This is a genomic window from Pseudoalteromonas sp. DL2-H2.2 (assembly GCF_021532535.1).
GTDB lineage: Bacteria > Pseudomonadota > Gammaproteobacteria > Enterobacterales > Alteromonadaceae > Pseudoalteromonas > Pseudoalteromonas rubra_A.
Genome location: NZ_JAKGBD010000004.1, coordinates 20,323 through 46,072 on the forward strand (window position 1 = coordinate 20,323; position 25,750 = coordinate 46,072).

Genomic DNA, 25,750 nt, shown 5'->3' on the forward strand with positions numbered 1-25,750 from the left:
TTATGTCTGATCTGTTTCGTTCTGCCGGTTTGGTTTTGTCATTAAGTTGTTTATCGCTGGGGATGTCGGCGAGTGTCGCGGCACCGCTGAGTCCGCTGGCCACTGCTGTGAGTGCTGCGCTGGTTGCGCCAGGGCCTGAGCATCATGAACATGAGTCCCATGCGGAAGAAAAAGGGCATGGAGACGGAGACCATGATGCGCACGCTGAAGGTGAGTACCACGATGATCACGGTCATGAGATGGAAAAAATCGTCATTCAGGCAACGCGCTCTGGCCGGATTGCCGATGAGCAGCCGGTGCGGGTGGAGCTGATCAACCGCGAAGAAATCGAAGAAAAGGCGGCGATGCGCCCGGGCAATATCTCCATGCTGGTGGCAGAAACCGGTGGGGTTCGGATGCAGACTACCTCGCCTGCATTGGGCAGTGCCAATATTCGATTGCAGGGTTTGTATGGTCGTTACACTCAGCTGCTGGCTGATGGTCTGCCGCTGTATGGTAATCAGGCCGCGTCGATTGGTTTGTTGCAAATTCCACCCACGGATTTAGGCCGGGTGGAGATCATCAAAGGCTCGGCGTCGTCTTTATATGGTGGCTCGGCGCTGGGTGGGGTGATCAACTTGATCTCTCGCAAGCCGGGCGACGAGTTCAAGGGCGAGGTGCTGCTGAATCTGACCACCCGTGATGGCCAGGATCTGACATCTTATATCGAAAGCCCGCTGAGCGATGACCTGAAAGGTTCGCTGACGCTGGGCGCACACCATCAAAAGTCCGAAGATATAGACAACGACGGCTGGTTCGATTTGGCCGGGTATGAGCGCTACACCGCACGGCCGCGCTTGTTCTGGGAAGGTGAGCAGGGCGAGTCCTTGTACGTGACAGCGGGTGCCATGACCGAGCAGCGTAACGGTGGTACAAAAGATGGGTTTACCATGGCGGATGGCAATCCGTATGTACAAACGCAGGATTCAGAACGTCTGGACGGCGGGTTGGTGTATAGCCAGCCGATGTCCGACACGCTGACGCTGCATGCGCGCTCATCGGCCATGGTGCAAAACCATGAGCACGGCTTTGGTTTGGTGCTGGAAGAAGATAAGCACGAAAGCTATTTGTTTGAAACCAGTGTCAGTGGTTACAACGACAAAACCGACTGGCTACTGGGCGTGGCCTATCAGTCGGATGTGTTTGAATCCGAGACGTTTCCGACCTTTGATTACAGCTATGAGGTGCCTGGCCTGTTTGCGCAGCTGGATCACACCCTGAGCGATACGCTGACCGCTTCGGTGAGTGCGCGAGTAGATGATCATAATGAATATGGTACTCAGTTTAGTCCGCGAGTGACCTTGTTGTATCGTCCGGGTGAGCTGACGGTGCGCGGCTCCTATGCGCAGGGCTACTTTGCGCCAACGCCGTTCGTGGAAGACATTGAAGCAGCGGGTTTATCGCGCTTAGCGCCCATCGGTGAATTGCAGGCGGAGGAGGCCGAAACCGCTTCGCTGGACTTTACCTATACTTTTGATTCGGTTGAAACCAGTCTGACCCTGTTTGGCTCGAACGTGGATAACGTAACCGAGCTGGAAGTAGTGCCAACATCGGATGGTACACCGCCGACCCAGGTACGGCTAACCAATGCGCTGGGCGGGAGCCAGATCCGAGGCTCAGAAGTGCTGCTGCGTTATTACTGGCGCGACGTAAAACTAACCGCCAGCTATTTATATCTGGATGCAACCCAAAGCGAGGATGGCCAGACACGCACTGAGATTGCACTGACGCCTAAGCACTCAGCCGGATTTGTGGCCATGTGGGAGCAACACGGCAACTTCCGCGCCGGGTTTGAGGCTTATTACACCGGGCCACAGCGCCTGAATGCTAATCCGTTTGTCACTGAGTCCGATCCATACTGGCACCTGGGTTTAATGGGCGAGATCACCACCGGACGTTACAGCTGGTTTATTAACTTTGAGAACCTGCTGGATGTGAAGCAAACCGACGAACATCCGTTGTTGTTACCACAGCAGGCCCTCAGTGGTCAGTGGACAACGGATATCTGGTCGCGCAATGATGGCTTTATTGTCAATGCCGGTGTGCGCATTAAGTTTGGTCATTAACCCTCAGGTGAGGCCGTTTGGTGCCTGACTTTACTGTTTTAAGTCTGAAACCAGGTGGCTTTCTTCATTCCGGCCATCGCGTCTTTAGTCATCCCGGCCAGCGAGCCGGGAGCGATTCGACTTCTCAGAGTAAGACTGCGAGTGGTATACTTTTCCTAAAAAAGGGATAAAGGAAATATAAAATGCAGTTAGCCTCTGACACGCTGGCAGGAGAGTTAATCCATCGCCGGTTTTCAAGTGAGATTTACCCGGCCACAACTCGGGATTACTGGGTGTATATTCCGAATGGGTATCACGCTGATCACGCGTCGAGCTTAATGGTCTTCCAGGATGGTTATCAGTATATCAATCCGGACAAGCCGATGAATATTCCAGCGGTGTTTGATCAGCTGATCGAAACCGGTGACATGCCCCATACCATAGCGGTTTTTGTTAACCCGGGCGAAGTAGCTGTGCAGGAAAAGCCGGACCATCACCCCGATACTCTGCGTAGCATTGAATACGATACGGTGAGCGATCAGTATGCTCGCTTTTTGCTAACCGAGTTACTTCCTGACGCATTAAGCGGCCTGAATGTCTCACAGGATCCAAAAAACAGGGCGATCGCCGGGTTTAGTTCGGGTGGGATCTGCGCCTGGACAGTCGCCTGGTATCGCAGCGATCAATTCAGTAAAGTGCTCAGTCACTGCGGCAGCTTTGTGGATATCAGAGGTGGCGGCGTATACCCCTATCTGATCCGAAACGAGCACATTAAGCCGATTAAGGTATATCTGCAAAGTGGCGAGAAGGATCTGGACACCCGCTATGGTAACTGGGCGCTTGGCAATCAGGCAATGGCGTCAGCACTGAAATTTAAGGGTTACCACTATCAGTTCGCTTTTGGCCAAGGCGGACATACGCTGGAGCACGGTGGCAAAGTGTTAGTCGATTCTCTTAAGTGGCTTTGGCAGGATGAGCCTAGTACCGCTAGTCAATCAGCACCAGCTCCTGCTCAATACCAATAAACTGCTCCAGTAATAGCTGCGCCTGATGCACGTCGCTGATTTTCCACGCGGTGGGCTTCAGGGAGCGCAGCGTGTTGAGCAGCTTGCCGTCTAAGTCGTAGCGGTTTAGTGTCAGATTTGTCTGAACTACGCTGTAAATATGCTTATCTTTTATGACCATAGCGCGTCCATTCAGGGCGGTAAGTGTTTTGGCGTGGGTGGGGCCTTCACCCAGTGTAAAGCGCTTTACCTTGCCCTGTGCGTCACTGTAGTACACCTGCTCACCTGCCAGCCATGCGCGGTGCACGCCATTAATACCCAGTTTGCTCAGCTCACCACTTGCTAAATTATACAGATACAGCCCGCCGGGCATTGGGTCGTTGATCAGCACCAGCACTTGCCCTGGTTGATGCCAGGCCTGTACCGAATGAACCGGCAATTTTGTGCTCAGGCTGTGCTGCTGGCCAGATAAATCAGCGCGATGCAGTTTGCCGCCCTGTGCCCAGAGTAAGTGTCTGGCATCCGGCGACCAGGCAAAGCCATGAATGGTGTGCGAGGCGCTGGTATTGCTAATTGCAACGGCCTGTTCACCCTGCAAAGCCCAGAGCTGATCCGCACCGTTGCGATTAGAAATAAAAGCAATCCGCTGGCCGTCGGGTGAAAACTGAGCCTGCCGCTCCTGTACCTGTGTGCGCGACAGGCTCGGGTAGGGCAGGGCGCGGGCGTTCAGATCATGTACTGGTTCAGCAACAGCCGAGTCTGTGTGGCTGAGGTTCAGGTGTGCAATATCAATGTCCTTCTGGCCATTTACAGCCAGCAAGGTTTGGCGGGTCGGATGTTTGTCTGCCCCAAGCAGCCCAGTGGCGGGCACAGGAAGCAGGCTTAATTTGCCACTCAGGGTAAGGCTGTAAAGCTGGCCGTTGCTGACAACCAGCAGAGTATGGCCATCGGGAGTAAAGTGGCCAGTGAGCGAGGCGGTTGGGTCCATGTGTGGCAGCAGGGTAATGGTATTGCGCTGCACTGTTTGCGCGTTTTTATCTAGCACTGTCAGAACGTAATTCAGCGACTGATCCCGGCTAAACAGGGCAAAGTGCTGCTGGTGTGGATGATAGTCAAAGTGGTACAGGTAGTCGTCTGCTGCGGAATATAAGGTGCCGACGGTTTTGGTCAGGTCGTTGTACTGCACCAGCCGAGTTTGGCTTGCGTCGCTTTGCAAATAGGCATACGTATGGTTGGGTAGCGCTTTGAGGGCCATAGGCTGCCCTGCATCGCACAAATAACGCGGCTCGATAGCGTGTGGCTTAGTGAGCGCCTGGGCAAAATCAAGCGTAGCCAGTGCCCAGCAGGGCTGGGCGCTAGGTTGCTCACAATCGGCTTTGGCGGCAAACACCAGCTCGCGGCCATCCGGGGTAAAGCCTGGCGCACCGAACTGCCCGGGTGTGGCGCTGAGCCGCTGCTCTTGGCCACTATTTATGTGCCGCGCCCATAAGTGGCTGGTGCAGCTTCCGGCATACCGGTTAAAGACAAGATAATCGCCATCGGGGCTAAAAATAGCATGGGATTCATGGGCATCGGTGTGGGTTAGCGGAGTCACTCGGGTATAACCGGGCGGCTGAGTTGCGGGCCAGGAAAAATATAACAAGATACCGAGTAAGAGAGTGCTTACTATCAATAAAGGTTTTTTAAAGTAAGACTTTTTAGTTCTGGTTTGGTGGTTTTCGGTGCTGGGCTCTGGCCAGCGCACAGGCGCCAGTAAGCGGTATCCAATTTTGGGATGTGTTGCAATTATGTTGGGGTTTTTGGCATTGTCTCCCAGTACCTTGCGCAAAATGGCAATACAGCGTTGCAGGGCATTGGGCACCACTTCAACGCCCTGCCAGACGTGCGTCATGATCTCTTCATGGGTGACCACCTGCTCGCCATGCTCTCGCTGGCGCTTTGCCAGTAGCAGCAGTACCTGCAACACTTTGGGCTCGACCTGAGTATGCTGGCCGTTTTGGATCACCACACTGCGGGAGAGATCGATTTCAAACTCGTTAATAAAGAATCTTGTCTGTGCCATCGTAATCCGCTACTGCCTGAATCCGGTACTGAGTGTACGGCGCAATATTATGTCTGTCGAGGTGTGCAAGCGCAGATCTGCTCCGGTGAATTGTGACAGTGTATTGCTGCGGGCAGTGGTATGAGGTTGTAGGCGCCTGAATAAAGCCGCCGTGCTGAATCACTCCCGACCAGCTTCCCCTTTTTATCCCGGCCTGCATCCCTTGTCATCCCGGCCAGCGAGCCGGGAACCATCTAAAACACAGCTCGGCTGCTGCAGATGGTAACAGTAATGTGAGCTTGTATGCGTCTGAGTAAAGCTGCAGTGCTGAATCGCTACCGACCAGCTTCCCCGTGTCATCCCGGCCAGCGAGCCGGGAGCCATCTAAAACACAGCTCAGCTGCTGCGGACGGTAATAGTAATGTGAGCTTGTATGTATTTGAGTAAAGCTGGCGTGCTGAGTCGCTACCGACCAGCTTCCCCTTGTCGTCCCGGCCAGCGAGCCGGGAGCCATCTAAAACACAGCTCGGCTGCTGCGGACGGTAACAGCAATGTAAGTGTCAGAGTAAAGCTACCGCTTGCGAGTGGCCTGTAGATAGATCCCGGCTCGGAGGCCGGGATGACGGAGACAAGAGGCCGGGATGACGGAGACAAGAGGCCGGGATGGCGGAGACAAGAGGCCGGGATGGCGGAGAAAAGAGGCCGGGATGACGGAGACAAGAGGCCGGGATGGCGGAGAAAAGAGGCCGAGATGGCGGAGAAAAGAGGCCGAGATGGCGGAGAAAAGAGGCCGGGATGACGGAGACAAGAGGCCGGAATGGCGGAGAAAAGAGGCCGAGATGGCGGAGAAAAGAGGTCGGAATGACGCAGCGAAGAGACCGGGATCTCGGAGAAAAGAGCTTGGGATAACGACGAATATAAAATTTATCTATTTTATTCAGTTTGTTAGCTGTTTTTATTAGAGCTTGAGTCGGTCAGTTACCGGCCCTCAGCAATTCATCAGCTTTTCATTAGGGGGGCTTTGTGGCTTTGCTCTGTGTCTTTGCGTTCAATGGCAGGCGAGTAATAACAACAGAGCGCAAAGCCTATGTACTGTGATAATAACAAACGCTTTATTCACCCTTTGGGGCATGTCTTCAATCATTTTGCCAGTGTGGCTAACCACCTTAAGCCTGGGTTGAGCCTGTTAGTCAGGCGGCCATTCGTTTTGCTGCTGATATACGCCATTGCCATTATCGGCGTATGTCCATTCGCTCATGCGCAATCGCGCGAAGCGCAGATCATTGAACGCACGGTAGCAGCTTATGGCGGTGAGCACTTACTGATATTGCCAGGCATCTCGGTCAGTGAAACCTTGTATCACTATTCTCAGTGGCTGAGCGGCCATGCTTTGCAGGGGCCTATGGTCACCTATTTAAGCGAGCTGCAAAACGACTATCGCATCGATTTTGTCGCTCAGCGCAAGGTATTTAAACAGGCTAATTCACGCCTGGTGGGCAGCCATGGTAGCGATGCCCCTGAAGTGATCCATCGGTTGTTTGCAGGCAATAAAGGGGTAAGCATAGATCATGCACTGCAACGCTTCCAACCCAGCTCGCGTATTACCTTTGACAATACCACACTGGGCTATGAAGCCATGCTGGATACCCTGATTGTGCGTAAACTGGTGCAGCTTAAGCAACCCAGCCAGTGGCTGGATACGGCGTATATTGCGGGCGTGCCCCACGATGTGATAGCGGTGCCGCTGGATGGTAAAGCGCAAACCAGTCACACACTTTACCTTAACCAAAACAACGGGCTACTGAGCCGGATGATGACCGAGCAGCAGGGTAAAAAGCGCTTTTATGACTTTATGGCCCATCGCACCAGCGGGGCCATTCGCTGGGCATCTCAGGTGCTCGTCAGCACCGCAGATGGCCCGCAGTATCACAGCAAAGCGCGCACTGTCTCGGTGGCACAGCCTGTGGATACGTCTTTCCAAATTCCTGCGGATTATCAGCGTGCACCAGCGGTAACGCCTTTTGATGTTTCTGAATTGACTGTACGTGAGCTGGCAACGGGCGTTTATTTTGTCGGTCAGGACTGGGGTTACAGCTTATTTGTGGATGCCGGTGACTATCTGATCTCGGCAGGCACCTGGCAGATGAACGAACAGGCTGGCGCCGGGACCGGAGCATGGGCAAAAGCCCTGGCCAGCTTAAGACACAGCACTTCACTCAGCAAACCCGTGAAGTACCATATTGTGACGCACCATCATACCGATCACCTGAGAGGGCTGCGGGATACCCTGGCTGAGGACACCACCTTGCTGGTGCACCCGGCAGACAAAAACGCAGTGGCGGAAGCGCTGGGCCCACACGTCAGAATTGAATCCATCCCGGCGTCCTACACCCTGGCCGGGGGAAAAATCCGCCTGCTGGATGTGCCCAACAGCCATGCCGCGTATAACTTGGTGGTGTATCTGAGTGATCCGCAGATTTTGCTGACGGAGGATATATTCGGCAGCAGCTTTGAGCGGGCGCTGCACTCACCGGCACGCTGGCCGGATCTCGACACCTATTATCGTCTCGACGCTCTGGTGGAGAGGCTGAACGAGCAGGGCATAACAGTCGCTCAGTATGTGTCTTCCCATCATGGCAGAGTGTTGACTCAGGCCGATATCGACCGCGCCATGGCAATGCCACGCACAGAGCGTCCGATATTGTTACAGCGTTTGTTTGAGGGCCAATGAGAAAAAGCGGCGCACACCAGTAGGTGAGTGCGCCGCTTGGTTGTGGCTAATCGGGGCGGTTACTCATAGCGGAGTATTAAAGAAGGGCGGGTGCTGGCCGCTTTAAAAGCCAGACAGGCCACGGTTAGCCAGGTAATGGCCAGCACGCCCAGCGTGGCGGCGGCGTAAACCCAGGCGGCTTGCTCAATGCGCTCGTTAAAGTTGTTCAGCCAGGTGTTCATTAGCCAGTAGCTCACAGGCATGGCCAGCAGGCTGCCAATGCCTACTATGGTAATAAACTCCTTAGATAAAATGGTCACTATGCTGATGCGAGAAGCCCCCAGCACCTTGCGTACGGCTACTTCTTTTTGTCGGCGAATAGTGGCGAACGACGCCAGACCTAAAATGCCCATGCAGGTCAGCACAATCGACAGCGTACTGAACAGCAGCACCAGTTGCTGCATTCGGAACTCATTGATATGGGCGCGCTGATAGTCGTCTTCAATCAGGCTGATCTCCACCTCTGGCATTGCCAGTTCATCGCGAATGATTTGCCCGGCCTGGCGCATCACCAAAGCTTTGTTTACATCGGGTTGCAGCTTTATCACCAAAGTGCCAATCGCCACATTGATATCGCCTGCGGTCAGTAATACCGGGAGTTGCTGCTGACGCGCTGAGCCAATTTTAATGTCTCTGACAATACCGACCACCGTAGCGCGGGCGCGGCCCGAGTGTGAGCTGAGAGTTTGACCAATCAGCACGCTGGGGTCGTCGTAGCCGGCTTGTTTTGCCAAACTTTCAGACAGCAATACGGAAAATGACCGAATGTTATCGTCGCTGGTCTGGATCCAGTCACTGGCAAACTGAGGCGAGAAATCTCGTCCGGCTACCAGCTCCAGCCCCAGAGTTTCAACCGCATGAAAGCCGGTGGCTATGGTCGGCTGCGTGCCTTCCAGGCGCTCGCCGTTAGGAAACACCAAAAACAGCTCTGAGGTCATGTCATTCGTCAGCAAAGTATCCGATTGAGTGACCTGAGCAACGCCTTGCAGTTCTCTCAGAGCTCTCAGCACCCGGGGCTCGGCTTCCTGATACAGCGCCTCTGCGGGCAGGTTTTTGATGATCAGCCTATCGTTTTTTGCATACCCCACCGGCAGGTCGTTGATCAGCGCCATTTGTTTGTAGACCACGGCAGCTGCCACAATCAGCGCCACAGACAAGGCGCCTTGCAGTCCGAGTGTGAGTTTGCGCACCCAGATGGCGGTTTTGCCACGTTGCAGGTCGCCACTGAGCACCCGCTTGGCACTGAAAGAGGCAATAAACAGCGCTGGATACAGACCGGAGATCACTCCGATCAGCACCACTACGGCCATGACGGCCACCAAGAACAGCGGTGAAAAACTCAATGACAAGCTGCGCTCCAGCAACTGATTGGCGTAGGGGATCATCATTTCCACCAGCGCCAGCGCCACCAGAGCGGCAATTAGCACAATAAACAAAGACTCCGTTAAAAACTGAGTGATCAGTTGCGTTTTACTGGCCCCCAACGCCTTGCGCACGCCCACTTCTTTGGCACGTTTTGCTGCACCGGCAATGTTGAGGTTAATAAAGTTCACACTGGCGATGACCAGCAGCAAGATGGTCAGTGCAATACACACCTGCATCACCAGGCGCGAGCCCCCTTGTTTCATCTCAAACGGGCCACTGCTGTTAAAGTGCAGCTCCGACAGGCGGCTGAGCTCCAGTGCTCTGAGTTTGCGCCGACCAGTTGATTGCTCGCGCATGGTTTCTGTCATCTGTTTGGCAATCAGCGCGGCATCTGCGCCTTCGCTCAGGCGCATATACACATAGCCGATAAAGGGCATTTTGGTCGCTTTGGGCAGCGCGGCGAGGGTGTCAAACACAAAGTGGGTGTTGTCCGGTAAATCATCAAAGACGGCGGCTATCTCGTACTGGCCGCGCTGGTACGACAGGGTTTTTCCCACCGCATTGACGCTGCCAAACAGGCGCAGTGCTTCGACGCGGCTGATGGCAAGCAGGCCCGGGCGGCTGAGGGCCATGCCCAGGTCGCCGTGCAGCACGGTCATATTGATAAACTCAGGTAAATTAGCCGTCGCCAGATAGACCTTGCTCAGGCGCACCTGCTCACCGGCCACGCTGACATCCAGCGTCATCGGCTCGGCCGAGTAGGCCAGATTGTCGGTGGAAACCAGCATCATCACGTCTTCCACCTGAGCATGACTTTGCATGTTCAGGGCATGCTGTGAATCGGACGCGGCGATCAGTTGCAGGCCCCAGGCGCGGTAGTCGGTATGTACCCGATAAACGCGCTCAGCATTGGGGTGCTGTTTGTCAAAAGACAGCTCATAAGCGCCAAACAGCGCCACCATAATGGCCGCCGCCAGGCCGATGCTAAAGCCAGCCAGATTAAGGGCAAAGTGGCGGGTGTCTTTTTTAATCGCCCTGAGTGTGGTTTTAAAATAATTCACTAACATAGCGGGGTCTTCCTTCTAATTCCGGGCGTTAAGCGGCTGGCCAAACACTGTTGGCTTTGTCCAGCATCACCTGGCCATCGAGCAGCCGTACCAGGCGATCGGCATAGGCCCCTTCCTTTTCTGAGTGGGTGACCACAATCACTGTGGTGCCTTCGCGGTTCAACTCCCGCAGCATGGCCATCACTTCTTCACCGTTTCTGGAGTCCAGGTTACCGGTGGGCTCGTCCGCCAGGATCAGTTTGGGGTTGATCACCAGGGCTCTGGCAACGGCCACCCGCTGCTGCTGACCGCCCGATAACTGCTGCGGCAGGTGATCTGCGCGGTGATCAATGGCAACCCGTTTTAAAATCGCCTCAACCCGTTGTTTACGTTCGGTCTTTGAAATGCTCTGATATTGCAGTGGCAGCTCAACATTTTCGAATACCGTCAGCTCGTCAATCAGGTTAAAGCTCTGAAAAACAAAGCCGATGGACGCTTTGCGCAGCGCTGCCAGGCGTTTTTCGCTGTATCCGGCAATGTCGGTACCGGCAAATTCAAACGCGCCGGAAGTGGGCGAGTCGAGCATGCCTAAAATAGACAGCAGGGTTGATTTACCGCAGCCCGAGGGGCCCATAATGGCCACAAACTCGCCTTCATTAACCTCCAGGTCAATCTCGTTCAGCGCGATGGTTTCTACGTCTTCGGTACGAAATACCCGGCTCAGGTTGGTTAGTTTAATCATCTTCAATTCCTTCAGGCTGTTGTTATTCTGGTTTTAGTTCAGTTGTAATGTCTGTGCTTTATCAAACTGGCTGTAGCTGGAGGTGATCACCTGATCGCCCGGCGCCAGTCCTTCTAATACTTCAAAGTAATCGCGGTTTTTCTTGCCCAGTACAATGTCTTTGCGCACCGCACTGTCACCCGCCACCACATACACCCAGTTGCCACCACTGCTGGTATAAAACGCGCCGCGGTTGATCAGCAGGGCATTGTCATTGCTGTCTCCCAGCATCAGCGCGACATCCAGATTCTGACCGCGCTTGATGTCAGCAAGCCCCGCAGGCAGTGCCACTTCAACCTGAAACTGCGCGTTGGTGACCCGGCTGTCAATTTTACTTACCTGCGCGTTCACTTGCTCGCTGCCCAGTGACACTTGTACCGCCATGCCGCTGTGTACCTGGTTAAGATAAAACTCATCCAGCCGGACCGTGAGCTTGTATTCATTCGGTATGTCTATTTGACCCAGGCGTGCGCCACGCTCTTTGGACTCGCCAATTTCAACGTCCAGCTCACTCAGGTAGCCAGAGACCGGCGCCTTGATCAGCAGATTGTCCAGATTGTGGCGGGCAAACTTGAGGTTCTTTTGTAGCATCTCGGCACTGTCTTCGAGCTGCGCTACCTGCACCTCACGTATGGTGTTTTCCTGCTTCTGACGGTCCAGCGTCAGCTCCTTGCGGGCCTGGTAGTAGGCTAAATCGTCTTTTATTTCATCCAGGGTGTCCTGCGCCAGTACGCCTTTTTTGGCCAGCTGAACCGACTGCTTGTAGCGTCTTTTCAGATGGTTGATCTGCAGCTCTATTTCCAGCAAGTCGCGACGCAGATTAAGGCGGCTGGTTTCCATATTCATTTGTGTGTTGCGCAAAAAGTTAAGCTGCTCGGTCACCTGGGCTTCGCGGCTCATCACATCCAGTTGCAGGTTGGTGTTACTCAGGCGCACCAATGGCTGCCCCTGTTCAACATACTCGCCCTGCTCAACCAGGCGCTCTTCAACCCGCCCGCCTGCCACGGTGTCGAGGTAAATGGTGGTTTTTGGTACCACCTGGCCGCGCAGGCTCAGCGCATCAATAAACTGGCCTTGCTTGACGGTGCTGATGGTCAGGCTGTTAAGCGCCACCGTCTGACTGCGCCCGGTGCTGCCAGGCTGAACAAAGGCATAGGCCAGGGCGGTGGCCAGTATCAGGCCGACGGCCACGCCCGTTTTCAGGTGTTTTTGTAATCCTGAGCGTTCAATTTTCTTATCCATAGTGGCACTCCTGTTGTCGATTCTTTGCAGGTTTATATACTCAGTTAATCAAACGGCATGCCAAAAAGTAAAAGTTAATAAATACAATCTGTTATGGGGTTGTGGTAAGAGGGGGCTGAGCGCAAGTGTCCGCTAATAGAACAGTGCCGTTTGTGCAACTGCCCATAAATGGACACATTCATGTGCAATGCGCTAAGCTTGCAGGCAAATAAAAATAAAACAGGGACAACGCGTGAGTGTAAAACAACCCGGGGCCATTTTAGTGGTGGACGATAACCCGGATATTCTGATCGCGGCGAGGCTGCTGCTCAAACAACACTACCAGGTGGTTAAAACCACCGACAATCCGTTTGATATTGAACAGCTGGTTAAAGCCCACAACATTGAAGTGATCCTGCTGGATATGAACTTTAATCGTGATGCCATCAGTGGTCAGGAAGGCTTTTACTGGCTGAAGAAAATCATTACGCAGGACCCCAGCATTGTGGTCTTGCTGATGACCGCCTATGGTGACATTCAGCTGGCGGTAGATGCCATTAAGGCCGGGGCGGCGGACTTTATTGCTAAGCCCTGGCAAAATGAGCAGCTGCTCGGCGCGGTAGCGGCGGCTTTTGCCCATGCCAAGGATAAGCAGCAGCTGGGTAAGCTGACCCGCCAGACGCAGGGGCTCAATCAGGCCTTAACCGAGTCATCAACGGGCCCGGCGTTTGATTTTCTGGGCCAAAGTGCGGCCATGCAGCAGGTGTTTGCCACCATAGACAAAGCGGCTCAGTCAGATGCCAATATCCTGATCACCGGGGAGAGTGGTACGGGTAAAGAGCTGGCTGCTCATGCCATTCATCGCGCCAGTCTGCGTGCGGCGCAGCCGATGATCAGCCTGGATATGGGCGCGATTTCCGATACGCTGTTCGAAAGCGAGCTGTTTGGCCATAAGAAGGGCGCGTTTACCGATGCCAAAAGCGATAAAATAGGGCGCTTTGAGCTGGCCAGTGGCGGCTCACTGTTTCTGGATGAGCTGGGGAACCTGCCTTTGCAGCAGCAGGCCACCTTGCTGGCGGCGTTGCAAAATCGCTGTGTTACGCCGGTGGGCGGCACTAAAGCGGTTGAGGTGGATATCCGGCTGATCTGTGCAACCAACGACAACCTGCAACAGGCGGTCAATGAAGGGCGTTTCCGGCAAGATCTGCTGTACCGTATTAACACTGTGGAAATTCGTCTGCCGCCGCTGCGTGAGCGTAGCGAGGATATCCCGTTGCTGGTGAACTATTATCTGACGCACTTTGCACACAAATACAAACGCATATTGCAGGTAGCTGAGCAGGATATGGCCGCGTTGTGTGGCTACGCCTGGCCTGGCAATGTGCGTGAGCTGGCCCATGCCATTGAGCGCGCCGTGATCCTGTCTGACGGTAACAGGCTGGATATCAGCTCAGTGCTGGGTGCAAATTCGGCAGTTCAGAGCACGCTGGGCAATGGCCCGGGTGACGATTACGATACATTCGATTTAGAGGTGCTGGAGCAACGGGCAATTCGCGCTGCGCTCAAGCATTATCAGGGTAATGTCAGTCATGCCGCCAAAGCGCTGGGGTTAACCCGCGGTGCCATGTATCGGCGCTTAGAAAAATATGGTTTGTAGGGCCTGGTTATGCTTAATCTGAAACGCCATCCCCGCTGGGTGTTGGCCTTACAATTGGGGGCTTTGTGCATGCTGGTCAGCGGCGCAACGGGGCATTATCTTCAGGGTGGGCTCAGTGCCACCTGGTTGTTACTGTTATTGCTGATAGTGGTGTGTGGGGGCGCGGTGTTTACCCTGTTTGGCCAGCAACAAAGGCAAAGCACGGCGGTGATCCGGGCGCTGGTAAACGGCGACAGCACGTTGCGGCTGGGCCCCAGTCATCCGCTCCATCAGGAGTATGACGAGATCCGTCACACCTTGCAGGCGGCGCGTTTTAAAGCCGAGCAGCAGGCCCAGTTTTTTCAGGCTTTACTCTTGCACATTGAGCTGGCGGTGCTGGTCTGTGACAGCGACGGCACAGTGATTGAATCCAATCCGGCAGTGGCGCGCTTGCTGGGCAAGCCAGTAAGCAGTGTCCAGCAGCTTGAACATCTGGGCGAATTAATTCAGCGCTGTGATGCTCAGTTAAAAACCAGTGCGCCCTGGCAGCGGGGTGAGCAGCAGGATACCTTGTCGGTGCAGATCAGCGTGGCACAAATTCAGGGCCAGATCCGCAAGGTGATCACGCTGACCTCCATCCACAATGCGCTGATCAACAAAGAGCAGCAGGCCTATAAGCGTCTGACCCGGGTGTTAACCCATGAAGTAGCCAATTCTATTACTCCTTTGTCCTCGATTGCTCAGTCCTGTCGTGGGTTGTTGCCCGATACATTATGTTTTGATGATGAGGACGATAAAGACGATCTGGTTTTGGCGCTGAACACATTGGCGGCCCGTACCGAGCATTTAGGAGAATTTATTACCCGCTTCAGAGCGCTCAGCAGTTTGCCGCGCCCCAGCCTCAAGCCCACCGATTTGGCGCCTTTGCTGGAGCGGTTACTCGCCTTGCACAAAAACCAGCTCGATGAGGCGGGGATCCGAAGTGAGCTTACGGTGTCAACTAAACTGTTGGTGATGCTGGACCCCGGACAGGTTGAGCAGGTGCTGATCAACCTGCTGACCAATGCCATTCAGGCCATTGAGCAGGTGCAGCGAACAGGTGCGCACACATCTGTGCAGCCAGTGATCCAGCTGACGCTGGCACAGAACGACGCGCAGCAGGTGTATGTAGAAGTGCGCGATAGCGGTCCGGGTGTGGAGCCCCATGTGGTGGATATGATGTTTGTGCCTTTTTTCACTACCAAACAGCAGGGCTCGGGCATTGGGTTGAGTCTGTCACGGCAGATCATGGTCAGTCTTGGCGGCGATCTTATCTATTTACAAAAACCTCAGGGGGCGTGCTTTCGCTGTGTGTTTGGCTGAGCCCGTTCCTGTTAATAGTTAATATGTAGGCTTAGCTCAACGGTTCTTGGCGCGGCAATGGCCGCCTGCGCCGGGTAAAAAATGTCTGCCCAGGGGGCATAGGTTTCGTTCAGCAGGTTGCGCACATTGAGATTGAGCCTGGCGTGTTCGAACTGGTAGGCGGCAAACAGGGTAACCGTTTCGTAGCGCGCAAAGGTCACTGAATTTTGAAAGTTACCATAGCGGTCACTGACATGACGCACACCGCCGCCAATCTCCAGCGGTAAGCCCATGATCTGATCCCAGCTAAACCAGGCGTTGGCCACAATTTCGGGCACATTCGGTGGGGTATGGCCGCTGGCGTTGACACCAAAGTCCGGATCGACAAAGGAGCTGTAGCTGGCATCGGTATAGGCAATATTCCCCCCTAAACGAAAATGCTCGGTTGGCTGGCTGGTGATGGCCAGCTCCAGCCCGTGCGCCACATGGGTGCCTGAGTTGCCCACGGTATCGTGGGAGGTGAGCAGCAAAATATTACGCCGCGCGATATCAAACCAGGCAAGGGTCAGCTCGCTCTGCCATGCGCTCAGCATCGTTTTGATGCCAAATTCGAACTGACGAATATCAGTGAAATCAAAGTTCTCATTGGCGTTGACCAGGTAAATATTTGACCCCACCGGGTCGTGTCCGGTGCTCCAGTGGGCATATGTGCTGAGCGACTCACTGAACTGATAGCTGGTACCAAGTTGATAGGCAAGTGGGGTAAAGGTGCGCGCAAAGCTCTCATCGGTAAGAAAATTACCCGATACATCATAATTGTCCCGGTCCAGCCGGATGTGGTCGCGACGCAGCCCGCCAAACAGGCGCCAGTCCGGGGTGACCGACAAGGCATTGTTCAGATAGATGCCCCACTGGCGAATGTCGGTCGGACTGAGGTGTTTATCTAACGGGCCGAACTGACCGGCAACGGGGGCAAATAAGGAGACGCTGTCTCCGTCGGGAAAGCCCCTTTCCCGGCTAAAATCAGTGGCTTTAAATTCCGCGCCAAAGGCTAGCTGGTGGGGCATGTCTGCGATTTTGTGGTGATACACCATTTCAAGCTTATTGCCATAAAAGGTGTGGTCGTGAAAAACAAAAAAACGGTCCCGGTCAACCAGTCCGCTGGCCGGGTTAAACACATAGCTTTCTGCATTTTGCCAGGCGCGATCGGCTTTAAAATGGAACAGGGTATTGCTGAGCGACAGCGCTTCTGTGAGCTGCCAGTTGACACTCAGGCGCGACCACAAATGCTCGGAGTCAGAGCGGCTGTCGGCAACATTGTAGTTGAGATAGCGAGTTTGCAGATCCAGCACCCGATCATCGGTGCTGGTGACGATGTCGCTGTTCGGATCCCTGGCAGCATCAACCGGGACCAACGGGGTGCCCCAGTAAGCAGGGAGGTCATCTTCCAGGTAATCAAAACTCACCAGCCAGCTGAGGTCCGCTCTGGGTTGCCACAGCAGTGACGCCGTCGCATTGAGGGAATGAGACTGAGTTTGCGCAACCCAGCCATCGGATTGGGTTTTATTCACATCCACCCGGGCAGCAGTGCTTGGGGACACCGGCATATTCAACCCCACGCCCCATTCGCGGGTGTCAAAGCGTGACTGTGATACAAAGGCTTCGCTACTGACGGGGGCGTCCAGCTGTGGCTTGCGGGTGATCATGTTAATCACTCCGGATGCGGTGCCCTGGCCAAATTGCAGCGTGGCAGGTCCTTTGATGACCTCGATTTGTTGCAGGTTAAAGGTATTGTGCGGGCGCATCGTCATCGAAGCCGGGCCAAGCTTGATGCCGTCGCGCACCACAGAGACGGAATCACGAATATAGCCACGCATGGCAAAGCTCGAAGGCTCGGCGGGTGACTCGCCCGATATCACGCCCACCAGGTTCTCGACCGCGCCGGTGACTGTGGTCAGGCCGCGCGCACGCATGGTTTTACGTTCAATAACATCAATACTGAAGGGCAGGTTGAGCGCACTCAGGTTAAATGGATTGGCACTGACAGGGGTGGTTTCCAGGTTCAGATCGCGCACGGCCGAGCCACTGAGGGTGACGTTGAGCAGCTCGTCCAGGCTCAGCTCGAATAAATCCGCATCTTCAGCCGCCTGTGTCGTCGCACCCAAGGCGCACGTCAAAAGTAACAGTGCCTGGCCCGCACCCCGCGCAGTCGTTATTGTCATTGAAAATCATAGATTAATTTATTGTTTACTGAGTGTAGTACAGTCTGATGGATTCGTCCGTGGTGCCAGCTCTGTATCGAGAGAAATGGGGCGTATTGCATGTGTCGAAAGCTTTACTGTTGATTGGCGGTCACTAGGTGCATTGGGTTTGCAGCTGTAATCTCAGTGCCAGCCCCGGCGACATTCGGTGCGCTGATATCTGGCCCTGCTGTGCTTTCATCAGCTGAGCAACTAAGGCCAGGCCAATCCCCGTGCCCTGCGTCGTTCGGGTCAGCTCACTGCCACCGCGATAAAACAGCTCAAACAGTTTGTCGCATTGCTGCTGCGACACGCCCGGGCCGTAATCACGGATCTCCAGCTCTAGTGTGTTGTGGCTTTGCTCGGCGCGCCGAAAGGTAATGTCGAGCTGTTTGCGAGCCGGGTCGGTAATGCCTTCTGCGGCAAAGAACTTGATGGTGTTTTCAACGATGTTTATCACCACCTGGGCAAAGGCATCCTGGTCAACGAGCACCTCATGCGCTGATGATAGCGGCGGTTCAATCACCATATTCAGGGTAAAGCCCTGGTTTTCCAATAAGGTGGACGTTTTGGAGCGAATGATATCAGCCAGCATGGACAGCGGGGCATAGTCCGGTTTGACCTGAGAGAGGTCATTGTGATCGTCCTGATTTAGCCGGGTAAGCAACAGGATATTGTCAATCAGGCGGCTCAGGCGCTCACTTTCGCTGTGAATAAAACTGTAATAATCCTGCTGAGCATCGGCACAAACCACAGTACCTGTGCGCAGCATCTCGGCATACATGCGAATGGCGGTGAGCGGTGTTTTGAGCTCATGGCTGACCGAAGAGACAAAATTCATTCTTTGCTCTGCCAGTGCAAGTTGTTTGACACTGAGGCGGTAAAATCCGTAGCAGGCCCCCAGAATCGTCACTATCAGCAACAGGGCAAACACACTGCTATACAACATAGTTTGACTCATGGGCAGCGTATGGGTGGTAAAGTGCAGGGTATAGTTGTTAAATGGCCAGCGCAGGGGGGCGCTATACAAGGGCTGTGCGCGTAGCTCAGGGGCAATGTCGGCCTCTGCCAGTTGCTGTGTCGATGCTTGCGACCGGGAAAGTAAAAAATGCACTTGCTCTGGTTGTGCCGTCATAGTGTTATGCACTTTGTTGGAGCTGGCTGAACTGTTTGCCTTCAGCGTCAGCACAATTGGCTGATCAAACTGGCTTTGGCCCAGGTACTCGCTAACCAGGTTGAGTAAATAGGGCGCTCGCCTGACCAGATACCCTTGTAATTTACGCTGCGCGCCGACTTTGGGCAGGCGATAGAAAATAAAGTAGCCGGGGACATCAAACCACAGCTGATAGAGGCCGTTTTCTTTGCTCAGCCCGGTTGCCAGTTTGGTTTGTAGCGCATGGGACTTTAGCAGCGTCTGATAAATGAACTTTGCCCGTTCGTAACGCTGTTGCAGCTCCACAGAGCTTTGTTGTTGCTCTGTTGTGGATGTCGTGAGGTTTTTGGCAGACAGGGGCTCTGGCCAGATAGGGCTGTTAAACTGGCCTTGCGCATCAAACTGAAAATAGCCGACCAGTCCCTGAATAGGTCGGGTGGCTGTGGGTCTGACCGGATCCCGATGTGACAAAACAGAAGGTATTTGCAGGGTTTCTTCAGTCAGCGGGTTGTACACTGCCTGATAATAATCAAATGCCTCGACAGGCAGCGAACTGGTCAGCAAACGGCGTTTAAACATCTGGCGGTCGATTTGTGATATCAGGTTATGGGCCTGCTCCTGATACGCGCTCAATTGATTCTGTTTAAGTTGCGCAAAGCCGAAGTAGAACAACACACTGAGCGGCAGTAACAGACACAGTAAGAAAGCACAGGCCTGCCAGCGCAGTTGCTGCTTGCGCTGTGCATAGGTCATAAGTTGTTTGTCTTTAACCCACATTGTGACGCCGTTACCAGGTATACAGTTGATAGCCTTCACCACGATGGGTGAGCAGATGACGCGGAGACTTTGGGTCTTGCTCTATTTTTTTGCGCAGCTTGGCAATATGAATGTCGACCGTGCGCGTATCTATGTCTCCCACCGTTTTATAGCCCCAGACCTGATGTAATAGCTCATCACGGCTGACAGGCTTGTTCTGACGCAGCAGGTAACTCAGTAAGTTGACCTCACGACGCGTGTATTTGACGCCCTGTTGGTAAGAAGTACCAGTCAGGGTTTGTGGGTTTATACAGACGTCTTTGCTTAAAACCAGCTCACTTTCTTGCTGGTGCCAGCCCGAGCGCCGTACCAGTGCGTTAACACGCAACACCAGCTCTGAAGTTGAAAAGGGTTTGGCCACATAATCATCGGCACCCAGGCTCAGGCCATTGATAATGTCCTGCTCGGTACTTTTGGCGGTGAGCATCATAATGGGCTGAGTCGGTGAAGTGTGTCTGAGTGCTTCACAGACCGCAAAGCCGTTCAGTGAGGGCAACATGACGTCTAATAAAATACAGGCATAGTCGCCCTGTTGCGCGCGTTTAAGGCCTTGCGCACCATCCGTTTCACTGTCCACATCATAGCCATGAAAAACAAACAGATCGGTGAGGCCACGTAAGATGGCCGGCTCATCTTCTACGATCAATAGGGTCGGTTTCATGTTGTTATTATTCCCTGTTTTGCGCTGGCCTGTGTCGCCTAAAGCTAGCGGGCTTGATGCCAAAGTGCACGTAAACTTTTGTAAAACCTGCGCTGTTTTCTTTTACATAGCCAGCCTGTTTGCACGTCCTCCCGCACTCTAAAGTAGAGCACATAGCCTTGTTAGAGGAACCACCATGGACATAGTGAGAACGAATAAACGCCCCCTGTTAAGCGGCAAAGCCAAAGTTATGAGTGCGCTGGGATTGGTTGTCGTGGGCGCTCTGGCAGTGTTTTTTAACCATCATACTAGCGCGTCCAATTTGGTAGATAAAGCCCCCCTGTTGATCGATACGGTGCGCCGGGGCGAGCTAAAAGTCACTGTGCGTGGCAGCGGCATACTGGTACCGGCTCAGATCCGCTGGATCACCACGCCGGTCGACGGCCGGGTAGAGCAAGTGTTTAAAAAAGCCGGCGCTGAGGTAAAACAGGGCGATGTGTTACTGCAACTGAGCAATCCGGAGCTGAAAGAAGCGTTGGCCCAGGCACGCTGGGAGCTACAGGCATTAGAAGCACAAATTCATGCCGAACAGGTCGCGCTGGAGTCCACTGTGCTGGACCAGGAAATTGCCGTGGTAGATGAAAAGCTCAGTCTGGAGCGTGCTCAGCTGACTTTGGCGGCGCAGGAGAAGTTGCTGGCGCAGGGGATTGTGGCGGTCTCCAAGATTGATTTTGAGGAGGTCAAAATCAATGTCGCTCAGTACCAGCAACGTTTTGCGCTTGAACAGCAAAGGCTGCAAAAACGCCGCGAAAATCTGGCCGCACAATTGCGCGCGGGGAACGCGAGGATGAACAGCTTACGCAAGCGTGTAGCGCGATTAGAACAGCAGGTTAACGGCCTGAGCGTGGTTGCGACAATGGACAGCATAGTACAGGCCATGCCTTTGGAGTCGGGGCAGCAAGTTTCTGCTGGCAGCAACCTGGCCATGCTGGCCAGAAATGATCAGTTCTTTGCCGAGTTACGCATTCCTGAAAGTCAGGTCAAAGACGTCCAGCTCGGCCAGGTGGTGACGCTGGATACCCGCGCCAGTCAGATCCGCGGCACGGTGCAGCGCATTGATCCTGTGGTCAGCGACAGTGCCGTGCTGGTGGAAGTGGTGCTCAGTGGGGAGCTGCCGAAAGAGGTGCGCCCGGCGCTGAGTGTCGATGGCGTGATTGAAATCGCAACGATTGAGGATGCCTTGTATGTAAAGCGCCCGGTGAAGGCCAGCGGGTTCAGTCAGGCGAGCCTTTACCTGTTGGCTCGTTCTGGCGAGCAGGCGCATCGTCGTCCGCTGACATTTGGTCATATGTCCAGTCAGTACATTGAGATTGAGCACGGTGCCGCTGAAGGCGAGCGGGTGATCCTCTCCGATACCTCACACTGGCAGCACGGCGAAGTACGTTTTAGGCAGTCTTTTTCTTCATTACAGTAACCATAAAGGAGTACAGATCATGTCGGCACAACAGCAAAACAGCCGCCTGGTTGAACTGGCGCAGTTAAACAAAGTGTTTGTCAGTGATGATGTCGAAACCTGGGCACTGAACAACATCAATGTACAGATCGCAAAAGGTGAATACCTGGCCATTACCGGCCCGTCGGGTTGCGGGAAATCGACATTACTGGCCCAGCTGGGCCTGTTGGATACCCCGAGCGGGGGCACTTACCGGCTGGCAGGACACGATACCAGCCAGATTGACAAAAATGAGCGTTCCCGGATCCGCAATAAAGAAATCGGCTTTATTTTTCAGTCTTTTAACCTGATAAGTGCGCTGAGTGTGGCCGACAACGTGGCATTGCCGCTGAGCTATCGTGCGGATCTGAGCCGGACACAACAACGCGAGCGGGTATTGGCGGCACTGGAGCAGGTTGAGATGACCCACAGAGCCAGTCACTTTCCGGCTCAGCTTTCCGGCGGGCAGCAGCAACGAGTGGCCATTGCCCGCGCCATTGCCGGTCAGCCGGCGATTATTCTGGCCGATGAGCCCACGGGGAATCTGGATTCCAACAATGCCCGGATAGTGATGTCGCTGCTCGATACGCTCCATCAACAAGGTGCGACCATTTGTATGGTGACCCATGATATGTCATCGGCACAGCGTACTGAGCGCATCATTGCCATGAAAGACGGTGTGATTGTGTCAGACAGCCCGGCGTCGTTGCGCACTGCTGTCGCCGTATGATTGCTATCTGTTAAGAGGAATGCCTTATGTCTGCCTGGATAGATATTCGATACGCAGCCAGCTTGCTGCTAAAAAAGCCCCTGTTTACCCTGACCACCACCGCCATTGTGACGGTGGGACTGGCACTGACTTTATACACTTTTACCCTGATGCAGCAGCTGGTGTTTAAGCCTTTGACTCTGGGCCAGGATACGCCCCTCATTGCGATTGCCGGTGAGTTTAAAGCCGCCCATGGTGTTCGTCAGCGTGTTGACCCTTATCATCTGAATCGAATTCAGTCGCACAGTACGCTGTTGCAGAGTATGAGTTTGTATCAGTCAGCAGTGCGCACGGTGGGCCAGCAGGGTAATGAAGCCAGTTCACATAAAGTGCATCTGACATATGTGCAATGGGACATCTTTGAAGTCGCGGGTGTGCAGCCGCTGCTTGGTCGCAGCTTTAGCCCGTCTGATCAGCAAAATGAGTCCCAGTCAGTGGTAGTATTGAGCTACGATATCTGGCAGCGGATCTTTGCAGGTAACGAGGATATCATAGGTCAGGTGGTTCAGGTTGAGGCCATTCCAGTGCAAGTGATAGGCGTCATGCCACCCGAATTTGCTTTTCCAACTCAGGCGCAGGTTTGGCAAATTATGACTCAGACCCGGCTGGAGCCTGCCAATCCGTCGAACCGCGGAGGGTTGCAGGCGGTTGCCCGGCTCAAGCCTGGGGTTACTCTGACACAGTTTCAACATGAACTGGCGACTTTGTTGCAGCGTCAGCTTCAGGCCTTGCCGCAGGAATTTGCCTGGCGCGCTGATGTCGCGGGTGGCTACCTGCAGGCGGTGCCGTTTAAACTCAGCGTCGACGTGTTGTATCAGCATTACTCAGTGCTAGTAGCTATGATGCTGGTGGTATTACTTATTTTGCTACTGACTTGTATTAATGTGGGCAACCTGTTGCTGGCCCGGGTTAATGAGCAGATCCGCGATGTGGCTATCCGGGTTGCGCTGGGTGTGCCACAGCGGCGGCTCATTTTGCAGATGCTGTGGGAAAGCACCTTGATTTGTTGTGTCGGTGGCATACTGGCTCTGGGCCTGGCGCACTGGGGGATGATGCTGACCAATCAGGCGCTAAATGAGATCTTTGCAATGAGCGGGGCCCGTCCTTTTTGGTGGACATTCAGTTTGTCGCTGGATTCAGTCTGGATGTTGCTGGGCGCGGTATTACTGATGATACTCATCACAGGTTTTATACCGGCGTGGCGCGCTTTACAGGGGGATTTTAATGGCATTCTCCGTGATGGTACACGTGGTGCCCTAAGCCAGCGTGCTGGGCGAGTGAATCAGGCATTGGTGATGTCTGAAATCGCTTTGTCCTGCGTCGTACTGGTCATTGCCGTTATGCTCCTGGGCAGCAGTGTGGCTGCGCAACAGGCCGATTATGGTGTGCAAACCGAGCAACGTTTGACCGCATCCGTGCGTCTGGCGTGGGGGAGTTATCGCTGGAATGGCGGCGAGCCTCAGGCGCGAAAAAAACGCAACGATTTTTACTACGGATTAAAAGACAAGCTGGAGCAGCTGCCTAACGTGCGTAGTGTTGCTTATTTCAGTAGCCTACCCGGTACAGGTGGAGGAACTTCACATTTTGAGATCCAGGGTCAGGCGGCTGTGGTGTTTAGTGACAACCCGATGTGGAATTTTGAAGTCGTCAGTCGCGGGGCGTGGCACACGGTGGGTATGCAGCTGCTTGAAGGGCGGGATTTTAACCTGGCTGATTTAGCCATCGACAGTCGTGAACTGCGTGGCAGTGGTTCGCCGGTCATCATCAATGCGGCCATGGCACGTGAGTTGTTTCCACAAGGGGGAGCTGTGGGACAGCGTATTCGTACCCTCGATGGAGAAGGATGGCACAGTGAATGGCGCACCATAGTGGGTGTGGTGTCTGATAGTATTCATGGACCGACTCTGGATTCGACCAGCACCCCGTATACCGGATATGGTTTGATGGATCTGCGTTCGTGGTGGATGAATATCGTGGTGCACTACAGTGGTGACGAAGCACAGGCGATGGCGGCGTTGCAACAGGCTATCATTGACTTGGATGCGGATGCGACCGTGCACCAAATCCAGAGCTATCAGAGTTTAATCAAACAGCCATTGTTATTGATAGAATCACTCAATCAGGTGTTTGTTGCAGGTGGACTGGTTGCCTTGTTTTTAGCAGCCAGTGGGATCTATGCCATGTCTGCAAACAGCATTGCATTGCGCAGCCAGGAGATTGCCACCCGGCGGGCCCTTGGCGTACCGGATAAACACGTCGTGGGTTTGTTTATCAGACAGGCGCTTGTGCAGTTGGCAGTCGGGTTAGTCGCAGGCGTGCTTGTAGCGTTGTGGCTAAGCGCTCAGCTGGCGAATGCCGTGGTGGTGGATTCTCAGAGCTATATCCTGGCACTGCTGGGGATACCTGGGCTGATTGTGATACTGGTGTTGCTGGCCACGTTACTGCCCGTTTCACGTCAGCTGAAACACGCGCCTGCTGAGGCGCTCAGGCAGGATTAGTCAGGATGTTCGTCACGACGCGACAGGTGGACAAGTGCAGTCGGATGCGGCACAGTACGGCTTTTGTTGTCACAGAAACGCCCTATGCTTGCCAACTATATTACCCGTGTTCACCATGTTGCGATTATTTGTTCTGACTATGCACGCGCCAAAGCCTTTTATATTGACGTGATCGGGTGCACTGTCATTGCCGAGAATTATCAAAGCGGACGCCAGAGCTATAAGCTGGATCTAATGCTGCCTGATGGCACCCAGATTGAACTGTTTCACTTTGCTGCAGCGCCTGCGCGTCCCAGTTACCCGGAAGCTCAGGGCCTGCGTCACCTTGCACTGTCCGTGACTGATATTGACGCGGCACGCAATGCACTGATAGCCAAAGGGGTGAGTTGTGAGCCCATTCGCATCGACCCTTACACCCAAAAGCGTTTTTGCTTTTTTGCCGATCCGGATGATTTGCCGCTGGAGCTCTATGAAGTTTAGGGAAGTGATGGGAGTGCTGATTTGTTCCTTTTTCCATTCCTTATGATACCATCGGGGCCTCGTCATATCAGGAAGTAATAATATGAAAAAGAACGGTTTAATCATTGGTTTGAGTTTATTGGTGCTGGCTGGGTGCAAAGTCTCTCAATCTGAACCTTATGAGCAAGACAAGGCACCGGAGGCGCGTCAGGAATACAGTGGCGTGGAAGGTCTGGCTCAGGCACAACGGGATCAGGTTTACCTGATGGACAAGGAGCTCAGAGACAAATGCAATGATGCGCAGGTGGACTTGGCTGTGGCCAAGAGCAAGAACAACGAGGCCGAGATGGCCAGACAAAACAAACTCATCAAGCAAACTTGCCGACAATAACAC

The 25,750-nt window shown here is 54.0% G+C and carries 17 protein-coding genes; 10 read left to right on the top strand and 7 right to left on the bottom strand.

Annotation, left to right across the window (positions count from 1 at the left end):
* Positions 1 to 2 precede the first annotated feature (2 nt).
* On the top strand, positions 3 to 2,105 hold the full coding sequence (locus L1285_RS08295; RefSeq protein ID WP_235411882.1) for a TonB-dependent receptor plug domain-containing protein: 2,103 nt from the start codon (positions 3 to 5) through the stop codon (positions 2,103 to 2,105).
* Between the two features lie 182 nt (positions 2,106 to 2,287).
* Entirely contained in the window at positions 2,288 to 3,109 is an 822-nt protein-coding gene (locus L1285_RS08300) for an alpha/beta hydrolase (protein ID WP_235411884.1), read from the top strand.
* On the opposite strand, the gene L1285_RS08305 is transcribed toward L1285_RS08300, so the two are convergent.
* The gene (locus L1285_RS08305) at positions 3,072 to 5,150 is read right to left on the bottom strand and encodes a winged helix-turn-helix domain-containing protein (protein ID WP_235411886.1); all 2,079 of its coding nucleotides are present in this window, start codon (positions 5,148 to 5,150) and stop codon (positions 3,072 to 3,074) included. The two genes, L1285_RS08300 and L1285_RS08305, sit on opposite strands and share 38 nt — an antisense overlap.
* A 1,066-nt stretch (positions 5,151 to 6,216) precedes the next feature.
* Between L1285_RS08305 and L1285_RS08310 the strand changes: the two genes are divergently transcribed.
* Positions 6,217 to 7,860 carry a hypothetical protein gene (locus L1285_RS08310; RefSeq protein WP_235411888.1) on the top strand — a complete coding sequence of 548 codons (1,644 nt, stop codon included), beginning with the start codon at positions 6,217 to 6,219 and terminating at the stop codon, positions 7,858 to 7,860.
* Positions 7,861 to 7,919: 59 nt separating this feature from the next.
* Here L1285_RS08310 and L1285_RS08315 read toward each other — a convergent pair whose 3' ends face one another.
* The 3 genes from L1285_RS08315 to L1285_RS08325 are packed head-to-tail and all read right to left on the bottom strand — an operon-like array spanning position 7,920 to position 12,333.
* The gene (locus L1285_RS08315; protein WP_235411890.1) at positions 7,920 to 10,331 is read right to left on the bottom strand and encodes an ABC transporter permease; all 2,412 of its coding nucleotides are present in this window, start codon (positions 10,329 to 10,331) and stop codon (positions 7,920 to 7,922) included.
* Between the two features lie 28 nt (positions 10,332 to 10,359).
* A complete protein-coding gene (locus tag L1285_RS08320; RefSeq protein ID WP_235411892.1) occupies positions 10,360 to 11,052 on the bottom strand; it encodes an ABC transporter ATP-binding protein in 693 nt (230 codons plus the stop codon).
* Positions 11,053 to 11,085: 33 nt separating this feature from the next.
* Positions 11,086 to 12,333: an efflux RND transporter periplasmic adaptor subunit gene (locus L1285_RS08325; protein WP_235411894.1), complete on the bottom strand. Its 1,248-nt coding sequence runs from the start codon at positions 12,331 to 12,333 to the stop codon at positions 11,086 to 11,088.
* Between the two features lie 232 nt (positions 12,334 to 12,565).
* Here L1285_RS08325 and L1285_RS08330 point away from each other — a divergent pair, with 232 nt between their 5' ends.
* Positions 12,566 to 13,969: a sigma-54-dependent transcriptional regulator gene (locus L1285_RS08330; protein WP_235411896.1), complete on the top strand. Its 1,404-nt coding sequence runs from the start codon at positions 12,566 to 12,568 to the stop codon at positions 13,967 to 13,969.
* Positions 13,970 to 13,978: 9 nt separating this feature from the next.
* A complete protein-coding gene (locus tag L1285_RS08335) occupies positions 13,979 to 15,310 on the top strand; it encodes a sensor histidine kinase (RefSeq protein WP_235411898.1) in 1,332 nt (443 codons plus the stop codon).
* Positions 15,311 to 15,321: 11 nt separating this feature from the next.
* On the opposite strand, the gene L1285_RS08340 is transcribed toward L1285_RS08335, so the two are convergent.
* The 3 genes from L1285_RS08340 to L1285_RS08350 all read right to left on the bottom strand — a co-directional run bounded on the left by L1285_RS08340 (position 15,322) and on the right by L1285_RS08350 (position 20,159).
* Entirely contained in the window at positions 15,322 to 17,511 is a 2,190-nt protein-coding gene (locus L1285_RS08340; protein WP_235411900.1) for a TonB-dependent receptor, read from the bottom strand.
* Positions 17,512 to 17,644: 133 nt separating this feature from the next.
* Positions 17,645 to 19,459, bottom strand: a complete 1,815-nt coding sequence (locus L1285_RS08345) for a sensor histidine kinase (RefSeq protein WP_235411901.1) — start codon at positions 19,457 to 19,459, stop codon at positions 17,645 to 17,647.
* A gap of 10 nt (positions 19,460 to 19,469) precedes the next feature.
* On the bottom strand, positions 19,470 to 20,159 hold the full coding sequence (locus L1285_RS08350) for a response regulator transcription factor (protein ID WP_235411903.1): 690 nt from the start codon (positions 20,157 to 20,159) through the stop codon (positions 19,470 to 19,472).
* A gap of 175 nt (positions 20,160 to 20,334) precedes the next feature.
* On the opposite strand from L1285_RS08350, the gene L1285_RS08355 reads away from it, so the two are divergent.
* The 5 genes from L1285_RS08355 (at position 20,335) to L1285_RS08375 (ending at position 25,747) form a co-directional block, all read left to right on the top strand.
* The gene (locus L1285_RS08355; protein ID WP_235411904.1) at positions 20,335 to 21,612 is read left to right on the top strand and encodes an HlyD family secretion protein; all 1,278 of its coding nucleotides are present in this window, start codon (positions 20,335 to 20,337) and stop codon (positions 21,610 to 21,612) included.
* 19 nt (positions 21,613 to 21,631) lie between these two features.
* Positions 21,632 to 22,360: an ABC transporter ATP-binding protein gene (locus tag L1285_RS08360; protein WP_125779457.1), complete on the top strand. Its 729-nt coding sequence runs from the start codon at positions 21,632 to 21,634 to the stop codon at positions 22,358 to 22,360.
* Positions 22,361 to 22,386: 26 nt separating this feature from the next.
* Positions 22,387 to 24,897 carry an ABC transporter permease gene (locus tag L1285_RS08365; RefSeq protein ID WP_235411906.1) on the top strand — a complete coding sequence of 837 codons (2,511 nt, stop codon included), beginning with the start codon at positions 22,387 to 22,389 and terminating at the stop codon, positions 24,895 to 24,897.
* Positions 24,898 to 24,981: 84 nt separating this feature from the next.
* Positions 24,982 to 25,377 carry an SMU1112c/YaeR family gloxylase I-like metalloprotein gene (gloA2, locus tag L1285_RS08370; RefSeq protein WP_046005087.1) on the top strand — a complete coding sequence of 132 codons (396 nt, stop codon included), beginning with the start codon at positions 24,982 to 24,984 and terminating at the stop codon, positions 25,375 to 25,377.
* Between the two features lie 82 nt (positions 25,378 to 25,459).
* Positions 25,460 to 25,747: a hypothetical protein gene (locus L1285_RS08375; protein WP_235411908.1), complete on the top strand. Its 288-nt coding sequence runs from the start codon at positions 25,460 to 25,462 to the stop codon at positions 25,745 to 25,747.
* Positions 25,748 to 25,750: the final 3 nt, after the last annotated feature.